The organism is Asinibacterium sp. OR53, assembly GCF_000515315.1.
GTDB lineage: Bacteria > Bacteroidota > Bacteroidia > Chitinophagales > Chitinophagaceae > Sediminibacterium.
The window spans coordinates 2,000,642-2,017,956 of sequence record NZ_KI911562.1 but is presented as its reverse complement, the minus strand read 5'-3'; the positions used below and the strand labels follow the sequence as shown (position 1 = coordinate 2,017,956).

Here is a 17,315-nt window from a genome sequence, read left to right as displayed (position 1 = left end):
TTCAGATGCGTGAAATAAGCAAGAAGGCCGCAGCCTGCAATGCAGGGGATTAACTATCTATTCAGTGATTTTGGCGCGTAGCAATTTAATTATTAGGCCATGTTATCATATTCGATTACTTTTAATATCTAATGATTCATTCTTAACTAAACCTCATCTATGAAAATCTTATCCACCCCGCTGCTGGTTGCGGCGATCTTCTCCGGCTCAATGACTTTTGCACAATCTAAAGTGCCTGTAAAGACCGGAGAGAAAATCCACAGCACCATCAATACTGTCAATAATATCACACAGACCATGATGGGACAGGAAATGAAAATCGTTTCCAATGTTACCATGACCGTTCAAACGGAAGTGAAAGAGATCAATCCTGATATTCATTTGTCATCTGTCGTTACAAAACTTTTATTGAAGAACGAAGCGATGGGGCAGTCCATGGATTTTGATTCTGATAAAAAAGAAGATATGGATGGACAAATTGGCCAGTCGGTGAAAGGCTTTATTGGCACTGCCAACGACATCTTTATTTCAACCGATGGCAAGCCGGTTGAGAAGAAAAAAGACGACGGTGCTGCTTCTGCCGAAGCAGTATTAGGTGGCGACATCAATGATATTGCTCCTGAGTTGTTATTGGCAATACCTGCTTCGCTGAAAGCGGGTGATAGCTGGACAGAAGAACACAACAAGGACGCCGATAACAAAAGAAAAATTGTTTACACCATCCAGTCGATCAATGGTAACGAAGCCGTTATTGCATTCACCGGTGAAGAATCAACAAAGAAACCCAAATCTATCCAAGGTATGACGGCTACCATCAGCGGCACCAACAATTACAAAGGCACACTGACCGTTGATACTACATCTGGTGTGATCAAAGAAAAAAAGACCAATATAGAAGGCAAGGGTGAAACAGCTATTATGAGCCAGACCATTCCTTTTTCTATTTCAGCAGTAGTGAGTACCAGCGCCCGTCAATAATTAAAAGAGCGATCATTCAATAAAAAAGGAGCCGGAAATAATCTCTGGCTCCTTTTTTATTGTTTAACTGGCACCATTGCCCTCATTGGGTAATATTCATACCGGTTGATCTTTCCTGCCGGATCATTTTCGATCAGGGTTTTTAACTGGTCTTCCTGGTCTACTGCAACGATCCCCAGTCCGTATATTTCTTTGGGATCCATTACAGGCCCGAAAGCCAATACCATTCCTTTGTTCATGTATTCTGTCCAGTAAGCCACATGTTGCAACATGATGTTACGCTCTTCTGCCGTCATGGTCTGAGCAAAATCAGAACGCAATGGTTTTAAATACAGCGCATAGAATTTCTTTTCCATGATGATGTTTGTATGGTATCCCTAAAAATACCATTTATTGATCAGATCACCATTGAGGTAGTTGGCTCCATACAGGCCCTACCTGTTCCTTTTTCCAAAACGGATCGGGTGTTTGACCGTTGATGCTGTATAAACCATTGGGCAGCTTTTTCAAGTGGAGATCCTGCACAGAGAACCCCGCCGGTAACCGGTCTTTATCACTGGCCCTTTCTACAAGGTTGTCTTTGAATTGGATCTTTGTGCTGTCATCTACCCAATCCAATGCCTGTTCATTGGTAGAGATCAGGTTTGATGCAAACACAGTATTCAGGGGAGATAAGTACCGGTCTGCATTCCTGCCCGATCCTATGCAAAAAGATTGCCGGCAGTTGATGATGGTATTGTGCGTGATCGTTGCATTCTTTACCTGCCAGTGGCTGGCAGGAACAGGGTTAGGCAATCCATCCATCATATTGATGGCGGCGCTCAATCCCGTACCGGTAAGGTCCTGCATATAGTTATCGTGCACTTTGTGGTTCTCTCCAATGATGCGGATGCCACCGGTACCGGGTTTGTTATTACCAATGAAAATATTACCGTACACTTCCGCATCATTTCCATGTCGTAATGTAAGCGTGGCTTTGCACTCGTAGAAGAGGTTATTGCGCAAAGTGTTCTTACACGATTTGTTGGATATGGCTTCCAGTTCGCCATTGCATTGATAAAAAACATTGTTCTCTACAAGTGTATACGAGTCATGCATTGACCAACCGCTGGTACCGATGCGAATGGTTTCGCCACCATTCTGACCTAACTCCGGTCGCGGGCCAAAATAATTATGATCGATTCGATGCCAGTTCGGTTTTGCTGTCAGCCATACCACCATGGTAGGTCCCTGGTTGGCTTTTCCTTCGAACCAGCAATGGTCTACCCTATTGTATTGTCCGTTGAGCGATACCCAGCGGTTGTCTTTTGTAAGGTCTGCAGGAAAATAACCAACTATCGCTGTTTGAGTCAGCCTGCAATGCGAAGACCCGGCAGAAAATACCACCGCATCTTCTTTGGCTGCATAACCATTCCTGAAAGAAAGTCCTTCTACTACTAACCAATTTCCATCGATCAGCAAACTGGAATTCCCTGAAAACGTTATTGTTCCTGGCTTTTCCGATGTTATCATAATGGGCTTTTCTTCCGTTCCATTACCTGTGATCACCAATCGCTGGTCTTTCCATATTCCATCGATCAATATCACTTTATCACCTGGTGCCAGGTTCAAAGTAGACAGTTCACTGGCTGAACCTACACGGTATTCTTTTGCCAAAGCTGTTTGTGCCCATGCAATGATGCAAGCCGCGATCAATATTCTTCTCATAAATAATAGCTTATTTAGCAAGTTGTAAAACAGGTTTACCTTCCCGCAAGTTCCTGCCGCGCAGCAATGCTTCCAGGTAATAATAATCTGCGTAGTTCAAAGGGACATCCACTTCACTGTTGGCCGGTTTGGCACCGGTGCTGTGCAATAAGATGAACCCCTTGTTTTCATTTATGGGTGAGGTATACTGGCTGCCTGCAAGGCTCTCCAGTATCTGATCTGCCGTTGCGCGATACATTTTCGCATTCGCTTTGGTATAAGTGCTGAGCTCATACAATGCAGATGCTATCACTGCGGCGGCAGAAGCGTCTCTTGGTTCATTGGGAATGCCTGGTGCATTGAAATCCCAGTAAGGCACTTTGTCTTTGGGAAGGTTGGGGTGGTTTAAAATGAATGCAGCGATATGTTCGGCATGATCCAGGTAAGCTTTGTTTTTCGTTTCACGATAGCACATGGTGTAGCCATACAAGCCCCATGCTTGTCCACGTGCCCAGGCCGATTCATTGGCATATCCCTGGTGTGTGGTTTTCTTTACCACTTTGCCGGTGAGTGTATCATAATCCACTACATGATAAGAGCTGTAATCGGACCTGAAATGATTCTTCATGGTAGTATTTGCATGTGCTACGGCAACATGGTAGAGTGCAGTGTCGCCTGATAGCTTAGCGCCTTCGAACAACAATTCAAGGTTCATCATATTATCAATAATCACCGGAAAACCCCATTTCTCTCGGCTATGATCCCATGAACGAAGCGTGCCGGTTGTTGCATTGAATCTTGTGGCCAGCGTACGGGCCGCCTGTACGATCACTTCTTTATAGTGCGCATCTTTGGTGATCCTGTAACCTGTACCAAAACTGCAATACACTTTAAAGCCCATATCGTGCGTAGTGCCGTTGGTCTTTTCCTTTTCTATATTAGCAGTAAACCGTTTGGCCGCCTGCAGCCATTCGGGTTTTCTTGTGTACGCATCCAGGAACCAAAGTACGCCGGGAAAGAAACCACTGGTCCAGTCGCGCGATGCTACCAGTTTCAGGTTACCATGTTCCAGTGTTCGTGGAGAAACCAGGTCGGGCTTGCCTGCATTGGCTTTGGCTATTTCCTGTATCATGAGCCTGCTTTGCATTTCAGCATGCGCAAATATTCCGGCCAGATTTTGTGGTATCAGTTGCACTTCCAGTAATCGCATCAGTTCCTTCTTTTCCAATGCAAGCGGCGTAATGGTAAGCTGGTGATATCCCGCAATCAAATCAACAGTGCCCAATTCTATTGTTTGTATCACATTCCCTTTTTCGGTAGCCTGTACTCTGCCCTCATACTTGTTTTGATCCAGTTGCAATTGATAAGCGCCTGCTGTTTCCGGTGTGGTTACATATTTCACTACAATTTTAAAACGCGCAGATTCTCCAAGATTGAAATGCCAGGCGATCTGTTGATTGGCCGACTTCCATCCATCTACATAATAACCACTCGCCTTCCCATCACCGAAACCAAATCCTTTTCCTTTCAACATAGCATCAAAAGCCAGCAGCCTGGTAACTGTATTGCTCGCTACAAAGCGAACCGAATCTGTCTTCGGCTTCTCTTTTAATGCAAGTACGATCACTGTATTGCTGGTATCAGGCGCCTGGGATGGCACCATGATACTGGTCATGCGATTACCTGCCATTAATTTGAGCGGTTGTTTAGCCGGATCAGCAAGCAGATAGGCTTTGTTGATTTTATTCAGTAAACCTCCAAGCTGCAGCCTGCCATCAGATGGCCAGTTGAATACATGCAGGTAAACAAGGTTGTTTTTTTGTGTTGTAACACCCCAGCTTTGCAAAGGCAAAGAAGATGGTGCCACATCGTATATGCTTGCTTTATTTTTAGCTACCCATTCGCCAATACCTTTTAATATTGTTACATCTTTCACATCCATTTCACCATCGCCCTTGGGTCCTATATTCATGAGCAGGTTGCCCCCTCTCGACACCGCTTTGGCCAGCAGCTGGATGAAGAAAGCGGCGGGCTTGTGACTATCGTCGTATTTGGAATAACCATAGCTTTCATTGGTAGTTGGGATGGCTTCCCAATCGCCTGTTACGGGATAGAATTCAGCAGGCCTGTCTGCCGTATTCTTGTAGTCGCCAAAATTCATATCACCTGATCTTGCCAGCCGCCCATTGACCACTACGTTAGGATCTGTTTCCCGAATGGCTTCCAGTATGCGTATGTTCTCCGACAACGGCAGTTTATGTGGTGTATCGAACCATAAAATATCGGGATGATAATTGCGCAACAATTCTTTGATCTGCGGGATGGCTTTCTCATTCACATATTTCACCGCTTTAGGCAATAGTTCGGGATGCACATCAAACCAGTTTGCTCCGCCGTATAAATTCAGGTCTCCGCCGGGGTTCTTGTATTCCCAATCGTTACCCGGTGCATCGGGATGTTCCCAATCGAACGCATGTGAATAATAAAATCCAAACTTCACTCCATATTTCTTACAGGCGGCCGATAACTCTTTCATGGGATCGCGCTTGAACGGCGTTTGTTGCATGATATTGAAGTCAGATACTTTACTGTCGTACATCGCAAAACCATCGTGGTGTTTGGAAGTAATGATGAGGTAATTCATCCCCGCCTCCTTGGCATTGCGTACCCATGTATCGGCATTGAACAGAACGGGATTGAAATGATGTGCCAGCTCAAGGTATTCAGTACGGCTGATCTTTTCTTTGCGCATCAGGTGCTCAGCATACCCGCTTACTTTTTGTCCCTTCCATTCACCACCAGCTTGTGAATACACTCCCCAGTGTATGAACATACCGAATTTCGCTTTGCGCCACCAGTCGATCCGCTGGTGGTGGGTCTTCATCGATTGTGCCCACCATCCTTTCACGGCTTTATCTATTGCCTGTTGATCGCGTGCTTTGGTGTTGTTGAACATTTCTTTGTCTTCATCGCCTTTATTCTGCGCTGGTACGATATGTCCTGCCAGCAGCATAACTGCCAACAGGCTGGATTTGATGTATGTTACTGTTTTCATGTTTTGGTTAATTGATCCAGATCAATGGATTTCGTACGGGCAGGTTGCGTATGATCTCTTCGTCGGTAGGTGCATGGTTCAATCGTTTCCAGGTATCTAGCCATTCCTGCTGGTGATAAACGGATGCTCCCATGAACAGAAAGGTTTGCGCTACCGGCCATGCTTCCCAATGCATCACATCGTGCCGGAAAGGCCATTTGTTCTTATCAGCTACAAAAGGATATAAATAAGCAATCCCTTTTTTGATGGAACGTCCATCCGGCGTCTGGTAATTCCAGAGATCGTCTGCTTTGGTTGAAAGCAACTGGCAGAGGGTGGTCATGGCATCCAGGTTGAAAATGGAATACCCGTAAGGTTTCGTTCTTTTGATCTCCCTTGGAAAACTGCCGTCTGCCCCCATCTGATTGGGCAGCAGCACCTGCTTGTAACGATCCCTGCAAAACTGCAGGATCTTTTCATTACGGGTGAATTTTGCAAAAGCCGCTACCTGCATGGCCCAGCAAGTACCGTGGTTATTCTCTGCATTCATTTCATCTTTTCCATATTGATGCGCGGTGAGCCATTGCAGGTATTGTTCAAACCATTGTTTGATCGATTGCAATGCTTCCTGGTCCATACCGTTCGCATGTTCCATTACCATCAAGCCCTGCACTACATCCAGTAATTGTATGGTATCGATGATGCCGATACCGCGGCCGGTGAAACGTCCTTTGATCGCCTGCGCGTACAAGAGGTTGGGGTTCATTCTCGTATCGGCATTCACAAACCAGGCAATACAATGCTTCATGGCTTGTTGCACATAACGCTTATCGCCTGTTAATTTATACGCTGAAGCGAGGGCTCCTACGATCCTGCTGAACCGGATCATCGCATGGCGGTGTGCCACAAAATTATCGGGGTTGGTCATGCCGTCTTTCTGAATATACGGACTGTCTACACTCGCAGGATTGGGCCACCAGTAATCACCTTCCGAATAAAAATCATGCTTCCTTCCTGCGCTTCTTGGTGAAGCAGCAGCCGTTACCGTAACCGGTTCCTGTTGCATGGCCCAGGCTGCTTCCTGCATAATCTGTTTGCGTAATACAGCGGCTATTTCATTTTCAAAGCCTGACTTCTTTTGAACAGGCATGCCTGCAAAACACAACACTGTAACAATGCACAAGCAAATGCTGGTTCTTTTCATATTATTTGGTCATATAGGTCCAGGTAATATTGCCTACTGTGTTCGGCTTACCATTCACCGGTGCTGAGATGGTTCCTTTGAATTGTCCCTTTGTACCTTCTACTTTGATCTCACGGAAACTGTATTCCCCTTTTTCATAGTTGAAAGTTTCTCCATCATCATCGTACAATAAAAAGCTGCCTGGTTTTTCTCCGTAATGGCGTATTTCCAGGTCTACTTTTTCACCCGCTTTGGGTGCATGCATACGCGCAGGCATCAGGGGTATGATGCCGCCATCTTTTACATATACCGGTATCTTATCCAATCCTGGTTCAACGGTGATCACGGTGCCATCTCCCACAAATGCGCCGGTATAGAAATCATACCATCGTCCTTTGGGCAACACTACTTTCCGGCTTTTTTGTCCGGTGAACAAAGGGGCCACCAGCAGGTTCTCACCGGCCATGTATTGGTCTTTGATTTCTTTTGAAGTGGCTTCTGCGTAAGGATTCTCTTCCAGGTTGGCATTGGTTGCTTCTTTCTTTGTTGCCTGCTTGAATCCATCTTCCAATCCCATTCCATAAAAAGGCGGCGTTCCTGCAAAATGATATTGGGCGAAGACCGAATACCAGTAAGGCATCATGCGCATGCGCAGCAATGCATATTCTTTTATCTGTGATGCCACTTCAGTGTACGACCAGGGCTTGGTGCCGCTGGACCATGCGTTGATCATGGCCATCGGCGAGAATACAACCGTTTGGAAACGGCGTAACCATTCTTCCGCTGTTTTGGAAGCGCGTGCTTCGGGTGTCCACAATACACCGGCCGTTCCGCTGTTGATCAATGCCGTAATAAAATCTTCGTGGTTATAATAATCGTTGTAGATCACATAAGGAAAAGAAACAGCGCCTGCGTTGGAAGCGCGCACCAATCCATAAGTACGCTGATTTTTCTGATGGAACATTTCAGCACTGTATCGCATAGCCAACACCCCAAAGGTCTGCCGCATCTGCTCTGCGCTGGTACCGGAAGGAAATGTGGCTACATCGGGCCAGAGATAATAATCGTATCCATCCACTTCATCGATTTTATATCCACTGACACCAATAGCTACCTGGTCTTTTTTCAGTTGCTCAAAAAAAGCATTCCTTGCCTGCGGCATGTTGAAATCGGGCACTTCACCTGTCCATACCGTATGCGAACCGGTGTATGGTTTAATGGCCTGGTAAAAAGGCGCGTCGGCGGAAACATAGGGATTGATCCACAAGTTCAACCGGATGCCCTTGCTGAGCATTTGCTGCACAAAGGTTTTAGGCGCAGGATATCTTTGAGGATCCCATGCAAAAGTGCCGGGATAGGCTTTGCTTTGCCAGCCTGGTTCCAGCCCGATAAAATCGAGCGGGAATCCTTTCTCTGCAAAAGCATCCGCCTCTTTTGCTACTTCTTCTGCCGTATACAATGATTTCACGCGTTGTGTGAACCCGAGTCCCCAACGCGGCGGCAATACGCCGCCACCGTTGAACAGGTTGAACCTTCGCACTGCATCCATGGGTGTGGGGCCTGCAAACACGTAGACTTCCACACCTGCCGCAGGCACCTGCATTTCCACTGCATCGGAATAAGGCCTGGCACTCCAGCTCTTGTCTGTATTGCGGTCTTTTGATACGGGCGGATGCTTACTGTCTTTCCGCACAGCGCTTCCCGCGTATACTTTGATATAACGCGCTGCATTTACAAACACACCATACCCTTTCGATGAAACATAAAAAGGCGTGGGTGCATGTGTACGGCCATTGTCTTTTCCACCGTAGTGATCTACATGCAGTTCCAGTATTTTTCCACGCTGGTGAACTGTTTGAAAGTTCAGCCCGAAACCATACAATTGCTCTTCTTTATCGAGCGGAAAACGAAGTGCAGTTTTCCCATCCGTTACCATTCCTGCAATGCCATCGTTGGAGAACGGAAAAGATGCTTTGGTCATCTTACCCAACGCATTGGTATTGGGTTGTGCACCCGCAGTTTTCAGGAGATCATAGGCTTCCGGTTTGCCTACCACTCCCTTCCATACACCTGGCGCTATTTCTTTCCAGGCAATGGTTTGCGCGCGGGCAACCATGCAGACCAACATGCAACATGCGATGGCCCATTTTCTTTTATTCATCATATAAATGCATTCAAACAATGACTTATAATGGCAGTACCGTATAGGTTTTTCCTTTCTCCGTAGCGAAATCAATGATGTATCCTTCTGTACGATCCAGGTTCTGCAATGTTGCATGCGTAACATTTTCGTAAGGAGGCATCCCATACACTGTATTCAGCCCATTCCTGTTCTCTCCTTTTGCAGACACACTTTTTACTTCTACGATCTTCACCGGCTGTAATGTGCGTATCCTGCAATTGCCACCTATGCCTGATAAAATTTTCCCTTTCACCAGTTTGCCTTCTTTCCATTCCATGCTCACCGTGAAATTACCCCTGGCTTTGATGCCGCTTACCGAACCGTCTTTCCAGGCTTTGGGCAATGCAGGCAATAAAGCAATATAACCGGCATGGCTCTGCAAGAGCATTTCAGTGATGCCGGCTGTGGCTCCAAAATTTCCATCGATCTGAAAGGGTGGATGTGCATCGAAAAGATTCGGGTAAGTGCCGCCTCCTACCATGGTTTCACGCGGTTCTGCCGGATTGATATAATTAAACGCTGCACTTAATATTTTGTAAGCATGCTCCCCATCCTGCAGTCTTGCCCACCAGTTGATCTTCCAGGCCATGGACCAGCCGGTACTCACATCGCCGCGATGGATAAGCGATTGTTTCGCAGCAGCGGCCAACGCTGGCGTATGATTCACTGTAATCTGGCTGCCTGGGTAAAGTCCGAATAATTGTGAGATATGCCTGTGCTTGTCTTTCGGATCATCCCAATCTTTGAACCATTCCTGTATTTGTCCGTATTGTCCAATATGATAAGGATATAATTGCGCCTTTACTTTCACCAGTTCATCATGAAATGCTGCATCTGTTTTCAACTCCTCAGTTGTTTTGATCAGTGCGGTAAACAATTCACGGATGATGGACATATCCATGGTAGATGCCATGGCCATATCGTATTCCTTGCCATTGATCTTAATGCTGTTTTCCGGTGATGTAGACGGATTGGTAACGAGGTACCCGGACTGTTTATCTTTCACCAGCCAATGCAGCATGAATTGCGCAGCGCCTTTCATCAGTGGATATGCCTGCTCACGCAAAAACTGTTTGTTGCCTGTGAACAAATAATGTTCCCATAAATGCGTACTGAACCATGCTCCCGCCATGGGCCAGGCCGACCAGCGAGGTGATCCTTTGGGATCCTGGTCGTATCCGCCGGGCGGCGATGTTTTGGCCCAGATATCTGAATTGTGGTGCACTACCCATCCTTCATTGATATTGTAATTCACTTTGGCTGTAACAGCTCCATTCACTGCCAACTCTTTCATAAAATCAAATAATGGCTGATGGCATTCTGAAAGATTGGTATTTTCTGCCAGCCAGTAATTCATTTCGGTATTGATATTGGTGGTATAGTTGCTTCCCCATGGCGGCTGTACATGATCATTCCAGATACCCTGCAGGTTCGTAGGCCTTGAGCCGGGCCTGGAAGAAGCGATCATCAGGTAACGGCCAAACTGGTAGTACAAAACTTGCAAAGCATTATCGTGCTGTGTTTTTCCAAAACGCTTCAATCTTTCATCAGTAGGCAATTTGTCCGCTTCGGTGTTTTCACCGAGGTTTAACTTCACCCTGTTGAACAACGACTGGTAATCGGCAATATGTTTAGCACGAAGTGATTGAAAGCTTTGCTGTACAGCACGCTGCAGGTTGGCTTTGGCCTCTATGGAAGGATCTTTCCCTTCCAGTCCCGGTGATTTGTTGAATCCGTTGAAGCTGGTTGCTTCGGACAAATAGATCATTACTTCATCTGCATTACTCACTTTCAGCGCACCTGCATCTTGTTTGACAGTTCCATTGATGGCGACCAGTTTTACATGCACTTCAAAATTCATTCCCTCTCCATTCGCGTTCTCATCGTATACTACTTGGTGAGGGTCGTATTCTCGGTTGGCTACATATTTTGGCGCTTTACCTTTCAATACAAGGTAATTATCGCTCACTGCATCAATATGATACTTCAATTTACTCGTCAGCGTTGTTTGGATATTGATGGATGCTTTTTTATTGGCAGTGATCCGTACCATCATGATCTTACCGGGATGGCTGATAAATGTCTCCCTTGTGTAGGTAATATTGTCGACTGTGTATCTTACTAATGAAGTAGCATTCTGCAAATCCAAGCTGCGGTAGTAATAAGTAGGGGCAGTATCTTTTATAACTGATCTCACCCACAAATCGGCGAGTGGCAGATATCGCGCAGAATAAGAGCCCTGCATTTTTCTCCACAGTGCGCGTGCGCTGTCGTAGTTGCCTTGTTCTACCTGCGCCCTAACTTGTGGCAATATCACCGGTCCGTTAGGATTATTACCAGGATTGGGAGCGGCAGACCAAAGCGTGTTATCATTCAGTTGATAACGTTCTGTGGTTACACCACCGAAAACCATTGCACCGGTTTTACCATTGCCAAGCGGCAATGCTTCTTCCCAGATACCCGCCGGTTTCGCATACCAGAGTGTCAGCGGTGATGCTCCTTTAATAGATGCTGGCTTCACCTGTGCCTGTATCGAGCCCATGCACAGGAGGCTGAGCGCTCCCAATATTTTTTTCATCGTATCCATCCGTATAAGAATGATCGGTTTGGTATAATCAATTGAGTAATGATTGTTGCAACAAAGCTATGCTGCAACAATCATGATATATTATTTCGAAGGATACAAAGCTGCCCCGTACACATGCACAACACCATTGGTTGCTATATACCCCATAGAGCGGTCGTTGGTACGATCGTTGAACACAATCGGAGCAATATCGGCATTATTCTGGATACGCAGGTAAAACTTGCCATCCTGGTCAAAGCCCTTGCCGCCGTTTGGATTGAACGCAGAAACACTTGGATCCCAATAGCCTAACAGTGACTCCTTTGTTGCTACCGTACCGGCAGGGAGGGCTGACTGCACGGCTTTGTTCTCTACATTCAGGTCGTAATAATTGTACACTTGCTGACCGATCAGGTATTTGAAAAAGTTCTTGACCGTTTCTTTCGAATAATCTTCCCAACGGGTTGCAGGGCGTGTCTGCGGCAATCCTGTGGTGGGATTCATAACCGGGTTACCATTCGCATCCGGTACAATGATCTGGAAAACAAAGAACAATCCCTTATCCATTACCCCGGAACTGTTGAAGCCCCGCACTGCGTCGTTGTGTAGAAAGATAAAAGTTCTTCCCGGTTTCTCATATTCTGAAAGATCAAATCCACAATAATCGAGTCCTTTTTTCATCCACCGAAATACGGTATCCGTTGGCGCATCGGGTGTTCCATCTGCTCTTTTCAGCAGAAAGTCCTTGGCCGTCATGTTGATATTCGGATCGAGTGTCTTCTTTTTATAATCGTAATTCTCCTGTAAGCTGAGACCCAGCATTTTTTTACATCCGGGTAAAAAAGTGCTCGTAACTGCAAGCAGCAGCAGACAGTTGATTGTTATTTTAAGTGCTTTCATAGTTGCTGTTTTTTTATCCTCCATAACCTGGGTTCTGAACTAATTTTTTATTGGCATTCAAGACGCTCCGATTGATCGGCCACAAGATGCGCCGGGGATCGCTGAAGCCGATCGCTTCCGCTGCCGGTGTTCCCGCTGAAACCTGCCTTCTCCTCAATATCGGATCCATGATCTTTACCACATTTCCGGTACGAACCAGGTCGAACCATCTTTTTCCTTCGCCAACCAATTCCCATTGGCGTTCCTGCAAAATTGCATCGGCCATGGCCGCCTGGTTAGCTACAGGTGCACTGCCAGCTGTATAAGCTGGTAGTCCTGCTCTTGCGTGTACATAGTTCAGGTACTTCAACGCGTTATTGAGATCGCCGGTTGCATTCAATGCTTCTGCATACAACAAGTATAAATCGGCCAGCCTGTACATGGGCAGGTAAACGGGCAGTTCTTTGTAATAGTAAAGTGCCAACTCTGCAGCGGTAGATGCTTTGGTAGGATTAACCGGTGAAGCATACCATTTGATGAACCTGTCGCGATTGGATTTTGTAGCATCACTGCTGGCAGAATACGGGTCGATGGTCTGCTTGGGTCTGATATCGACAGTAGCTGGTGAAGCAACTGTTTGAGGTATTACCCAACTGTTGTATAATCCAATATCCATAACGATCGGCTTGTTATTGGCAGTCCATGATGTTGTCATACATGCGCAATCGTTCTTCAGAAAATCCCAGTGGATGCTCCATATCGATTCTATACTTGTATTGGGTGCAGTGAACATGCTTTTCCAACTGGCTTGCGGCTGCAGGTTGGCGCCGCTGGTGCCGGTATAAACGGCGCCGGTGGGACCTTTCGCTTTGAACAGGTTATTGATCCATACGATGGCGTTGGCATAGTCTTTCTTCCACATATACACATCGGCCATGATAGCGCATATCGCACCTTCGCCGAGTGTCCACACAGAAGGGGTTTGATTTTTTGTAACCAATGCATACGCCTGCGTAAGATCGGGAAGGATCACCTGGTCAATAATTTTACTGGCCGGGTCACGGGGTTTTTCCAATGTGTCCGTCAGGTCTTCCAATGGTTTTGTCCAGATCGGTGCATCGCCCCATACCCTTACGATATAGAAATAAGCCATTGCACGCATGGCATAACACTCAGACAATGCTTTATTGATCACGTCCTTTGTTACCTTACTATCTGTAAGTGCCGCGCCGGGGATGTACTTGATATTGGTATTGGCCCTTCCGATCACTGTATACAAGCCGGACCAGTCAGAAAAATCGTTATCGGTTGTCAGCGCATTCATGGCTATTTCCGTAGTGTTGATGCTGGTATAGCTCAAAAAACGGTCGAAGTTATCGGAACGATAATCGCCCCAGAATAAAGCCCTTTCCTTATACTGTGCTTCTCCTACCATCTGCTGCTGGAAACCCGAGTACATGCCAGCCATCGCTGCATCAACATCGTATTTCGATTTGAAGAATCGGCTCTGCGACACCTGTGACTGCGGTGTGAGGTCAAGGAATTTTTTACAACTGCTGAATGCAGCAACCATACTGCATGCAGCCAATATATATTTCAATCTTTTCATTGTTCTCGTTTTAGAAGTTAACGTTTACACCAAATCCAAACTCTCTTCTTTTCGGATATTTTCCGGTATCATTTCCTGGCTGCAGGATATTGGTGGCACTGAACTCAGGATCATATCCCCTGTAATTGGTCCAGGTAAGCAGGTTGGTACCATACGCATATACCGTCAATCCTTTCATGAATATTTTCTGCACGGCGTTGGGTAAAAACGTATAAGAGAGGCGCATGCTCGACAGGCGTATAAAAGATCCGTCTTCGATAAACAGGCTGTTACCATCTGTTTTCTGGTTACCGCGGTTCTTGGCTTCCGGGTAGTAAGGATATTTTGCGATGTCGCCTGGTTTCCTCCACACATTATACACCATTTCAGGACTCCCCGCACCTGTGTTGGAAGGATAGCTTTGGTTGAACAACAATGAATTGTAAACATTGGCACCAAAAGAAGCATTGACCAGGAAGGAGAGCATGAATTGTTTGTAGGTGATGTTATTGAGGATACCCAGGTAGAACTTGGGTTGTGCATTGGCCAGTACCTGGCGGTCGCGGTCGTCGATCAGGCTGTCTTTATTGGTGTTTTGCCATATCGCATCACCGCCGCGCAATTTGCCCGAAGGATCATATAAACTGTGTACATACCCGGTATAACGTTGTCCGTTGAATAGATAAACCGGCGTTCCATTGTCGTATAAAGGTTTACCGTCTTTATCGAGTACCAGCGTTAACTGATCCCAATTATCGTTATAGGCATTTGATTCATTCCAGGCATATACCCCCAGGTTTCTCCATCCGAAGAAATTACCGATCCGTCCACCTGGTTCGATATACCATTTGTTGCCCACTACAAAAGGAGTACCATCGCCCAGTTCTTTGATCCTGCCTCTTTCAAACGAAATGTTTCCACCAATTTCCCAGGTAACACCTTTATTCCTGCTTTTTGCAACAATGGGCGTTCCTTTTACAGAGAACTCAAGTCCCCTGTTTTCAAGTGTGCCCAGGTTAACTTTTACATTATCGAATCCTACTTCACCAGGCAGCGCTTTTTCATACAAAAGATCCTTTGTTGTTTTGATATAATATTCTGCTGTAAACAATAACCTGCCGTGGAAGAAAGTGAGGTCTACACCGGCATTCTGCTGTATGGTTGTTTCCCAGTGTACTTTTTCATTACCGAATGTGGGCGTGGTATAAGCGCCTCCTACACCGTTGTAGTTACCGGCAAAGATGATCTTGTTGAGATAATCATTCGAACCGATCTTGTCATTACCTACCTGGCCGATACCGATCCGGAACCTGCCATCAGAAAGTACATTACGCGTCCAATTCATGAAAGGTTCGTCGGAGAAACGCCAGCCTGCAGAAGCCGAATAAAAATTACCCCACCTTGCTTCACTGCCAAACCTGGAAGAGCCATCACGCCGGTAGATGCCTGCCAATGTGTAACGGCCTTTATAGCTGTAGTTCAATCGCGTAAACAAACTTGCGCCGGCATTGGCATCGGCATTGGTATTGGTTTTGGAAGCGGTGATATAAGAAGGATTGGTTACAAATATATCCTCGCTTACTACGTTGGCATATTCAGAGTGCGCCTGGTCGAAACGTCTTGTATCTGCATTGAAACCCAATACGCCTTGCAGACTGTGTACGCCACCAAATGTTTTATTATAGTTGAAGAATGCCTGGTACTCCCATGTGAATGTCTTTTGCATATCATTCGAACCATTGTTCTGGTCCCTGTTGGCCGAGAGGTAACGGGGTGAGAAACCAATATTCTGCCGTTGATCCAACATCGCGTTGAATGTTGTGGTGAAAATGAGGTCTTTATTGAATTGGTATTGCAGCGAATTGCTCAATTGGATGCCGAAGACTTCCGTCTTATTTGTTTCCAGCAATGCGTTGGCTACGGGGTTTCGCTTGGAACCTACATAACTGGTAAGCGATCCGTCGGGATAATAGATCAATGAATAGGCGGGCCTGTCAAACGCAACGTTCACCGTTCTGCCTATGGGTATTTCATTTCCTTTTTGCCAGATGAAAGACATATTACCTATGTACTTCAGCTTGGGGGAAGCCTGGTACTCCACATTGGTTCTTACCTGCATCCTTTTAATATAACTGTTGATGATGATCGATTTATCATCGAGATAATTCAATCCTGTATAAAAATTCAGTCCTTTTTGTCCGCCGCTCACACCCAGGTTGATCTGCTGCCTGTCTCCCAGGTTGCCCAGGAGCAATTGTTGCAAATCGTTATCGGAGTTGAATCCCGGGTTCAATGAATCGGTATTGCCGCCGGTTGAGCCTGTAGGATTGGTAGATTGTATTCTTCTGAATTCGCGAACTTCTGCTGCATTGTTTTGTGGAAGCTTATGCGCCAGTTTTCCAAAAATGCGGGAATAACTCAGGTCGATCCTGGGCTTCCCTTCTTTTCCTTTTTTAGTAGTGATGATGATCACACCATTGGCGGCACGCGCACCGTAAATGGCCGCTGAGGCTGCATCTTTCAACACTTCCACCCTTTCAATATCCATGGGGTTGATGCTGGATGCATTGGGCGTGATCACACCGTCTACCAGGTACAACGGACCGTTGCCACCATTGAGTGTAGAGGCTCCACGTATTTGAATGGAACCTTCGGCACCAGGCGCTCCGCCACCATCATTGACCACCAATACACCTGCGGCTTGTCCTTGCAAGGCGTCGAACAGGTTTACCGGTTGTCTTTCTTCAATGTTCTTGGAGTTGATAGAAGAAATGGCACCGGTTACATCTCTTTTCTTCTGGGTGCCATAACCCACCACTACTACTTCATCGAGGTCTGATGCGGAGGCCGTTAAGGAAGAATTGATGACTGTTCTTCCGTTGACGGGCTCTTCTTTACTTGAGTATCCCACATGAGAAAATACCAGCACATCCTTTGCTTCGGCGTTGATGGTGAATTTACCATCGGCATTGGTAACGGTTGCTGACTGGGCTTTTCCTTTAACAGAAACTGTTGCACCGGATAAGGATTCTCCTTTAGCATCTTTGAGAGTTCCGGTGATCTTGAGCGTTTGTGCATGCGCCCAACTAAAAGAGAGTAGTAGTGCAATTAGCAATAAAGGTCGCGTCTTGTAGTTTGCACCGGACACAATAAGACGCCGGATGATCGTTGTTTTCATCATAGCAGGCAGTTTTGGTTTCGCAATTAGCTTAGTGGTGC

The 17,315-nt window shown here is 46.2% G+C and carries 10 protein-coding genes; 1 reads left to right on the top strand and 9 read right to left on the bottom strand.

The features are described 5' to 3' along the window. Positions 1 to 159: 159 nt before the first annotated feature. The gene (locus tag SEDOR53_RS0108940) at positions 160 to 978 is read left to right on the top strand and encodes a DUF6263 family protein (protein WP_037360886.1); all 819 of its coding nucleotides are present in this window, start codon (positions 160 to 162) and stop codon (positions 976 to 978) included. 56 nt (positions 979 to 1,034) lie between these two features. Here the strand turns inward: SEDOR53_RS0108940 and SEDOR53_RS0108935 are convergent, their stop codons facing one another. The 9 genes from SEDOR53_RS0108935 to SEDOR53_RS0108895 all read right to left on the bottom strand — a co-directional run bounded on the left by SEDOR53_RS0108935 (position 1,035) and on the right by SEDOR53_RS0108895 (position 17,277). Further along, the gene (locus SEDOR53_RS0108935) at positions 1,035 to 1,334 is read right to left on the bottom strand and encodes a YciI family protein (RefSeq protein WP_026775026.1); all 300 of its coding nucleotides are present in this window, start codon (positions 1,332 to 1,334) and stop codon (positions 1,035 to 1,037) included. A 46-nt stretch (positions 1,335 to 1,380) separates the two neighbouring features. Then, complete coding sequence (locus SEDOR53_RS0108930; RefSeq protein WP_026769420.1) at positions 1,381 to 2,685, bottom strand: polysaccharide lyase 6 family protein; 1,305 nt, start codon at positions 2,683 to 2,685, stop codon at positions 1,381 to 1,383. 10 nt (positions 2,686 to 2,695) lie between these two features. Then, on the bottom strand, positions 2,696 to 5,719 hold the full coding sequence (locus SEDOR53_RS19315; RefSeq protein ID WP_232214751.1) for an alpha-L-fucosidase: 3,024 nt from the start codon (positions 5,717 to 5,719) through the stop codon (positions 2,696 to 2,698). Positions 5,720 to 5,726: 7 nt separating this feature from the next. After that, complete coding sequence (locus SEDOR53_RS0108920; RefSeq protein WP_026769419.1) at positions 5,727 to 6,902, bottom strand: alginate lyase family protein; 1,176 nt, start codon at positions 6,900 to 6,902, stop codon at positions 5,727 to 5,729. A gap of 1 nt (position 6,903) precedes the next feature. Next, positions 6,904 to 9,045 carry a TIM-barrel domain-containing protein gene (locus tag SEDOR53_RS0108915; protein ID WP_232214750.1) on the bottom strand — a complete coding sequence of 714 codons (2,142 nt, stop codon included), beginning with the start codon at positions 9,043 to 9,045 and terminating at the stop codon, positions 6,904 to 6,906. Between the two features lie 22 nt (positions 9,046 to 9,067). After that, complete coding sequence (locus tag SEDOR53_RS0108910; protein ID WP_232214749.1) at positions 9,068 to 11,650, bottom strand: glycoside hydrolase N-terminal domain-containing protein; 2,583 nt, start codon at positions 11,648 to 11,650, stop codon at positions 9,068 to 9,070. An 81-nt stretch (positions 11,651 to 11,731) separates the two neighbouring features. Next, positions 11,732 to 12,529 carry a hypothetical protein gene (locus SEDOR53_RS0108905; protein WP_157576751.1) on the bottom strand — a complete coding sequence of 266 codons (798 nt, stop codon included), beginning with the start codon at positions 12,527 to 12,529 and terminating at the stop codon, positions 11,732 to 11,734. A gap of 13 nt (positions 12,530 to 12,542) precedes the next feature. Further along, positions 12,543 to 14,117, bottom strand: a complete 1,575-nt coding sequence (locus tag SEDOR53_RS0108900) for a RagB/SusD family nutrient uptake outer membrane protein (RefSeq protein ID WP_026769415.1) — start codon at positions 14,115 to 14,117, stop codon at positions 12,543 to 12,545. A 10-nt stretch (positions 14,118 to 14,127) separates the two neighbouring features. Next, positions 14,128 to 17,277 carry a TonB-dependent receptor gene (locus SEDOR53_RS0108895; protein WP_232214748.1) on the bottom strand — a complete coding sequence of 1,050 codons (3,150 nt, stop codon included), beginning with the start codon at positions 17,275 to 17,277 and terminating at the stop codon, positions 14,128 to 14,130. Positions 17,278 to 17,315: the final 38 nt, after the last annotated feature.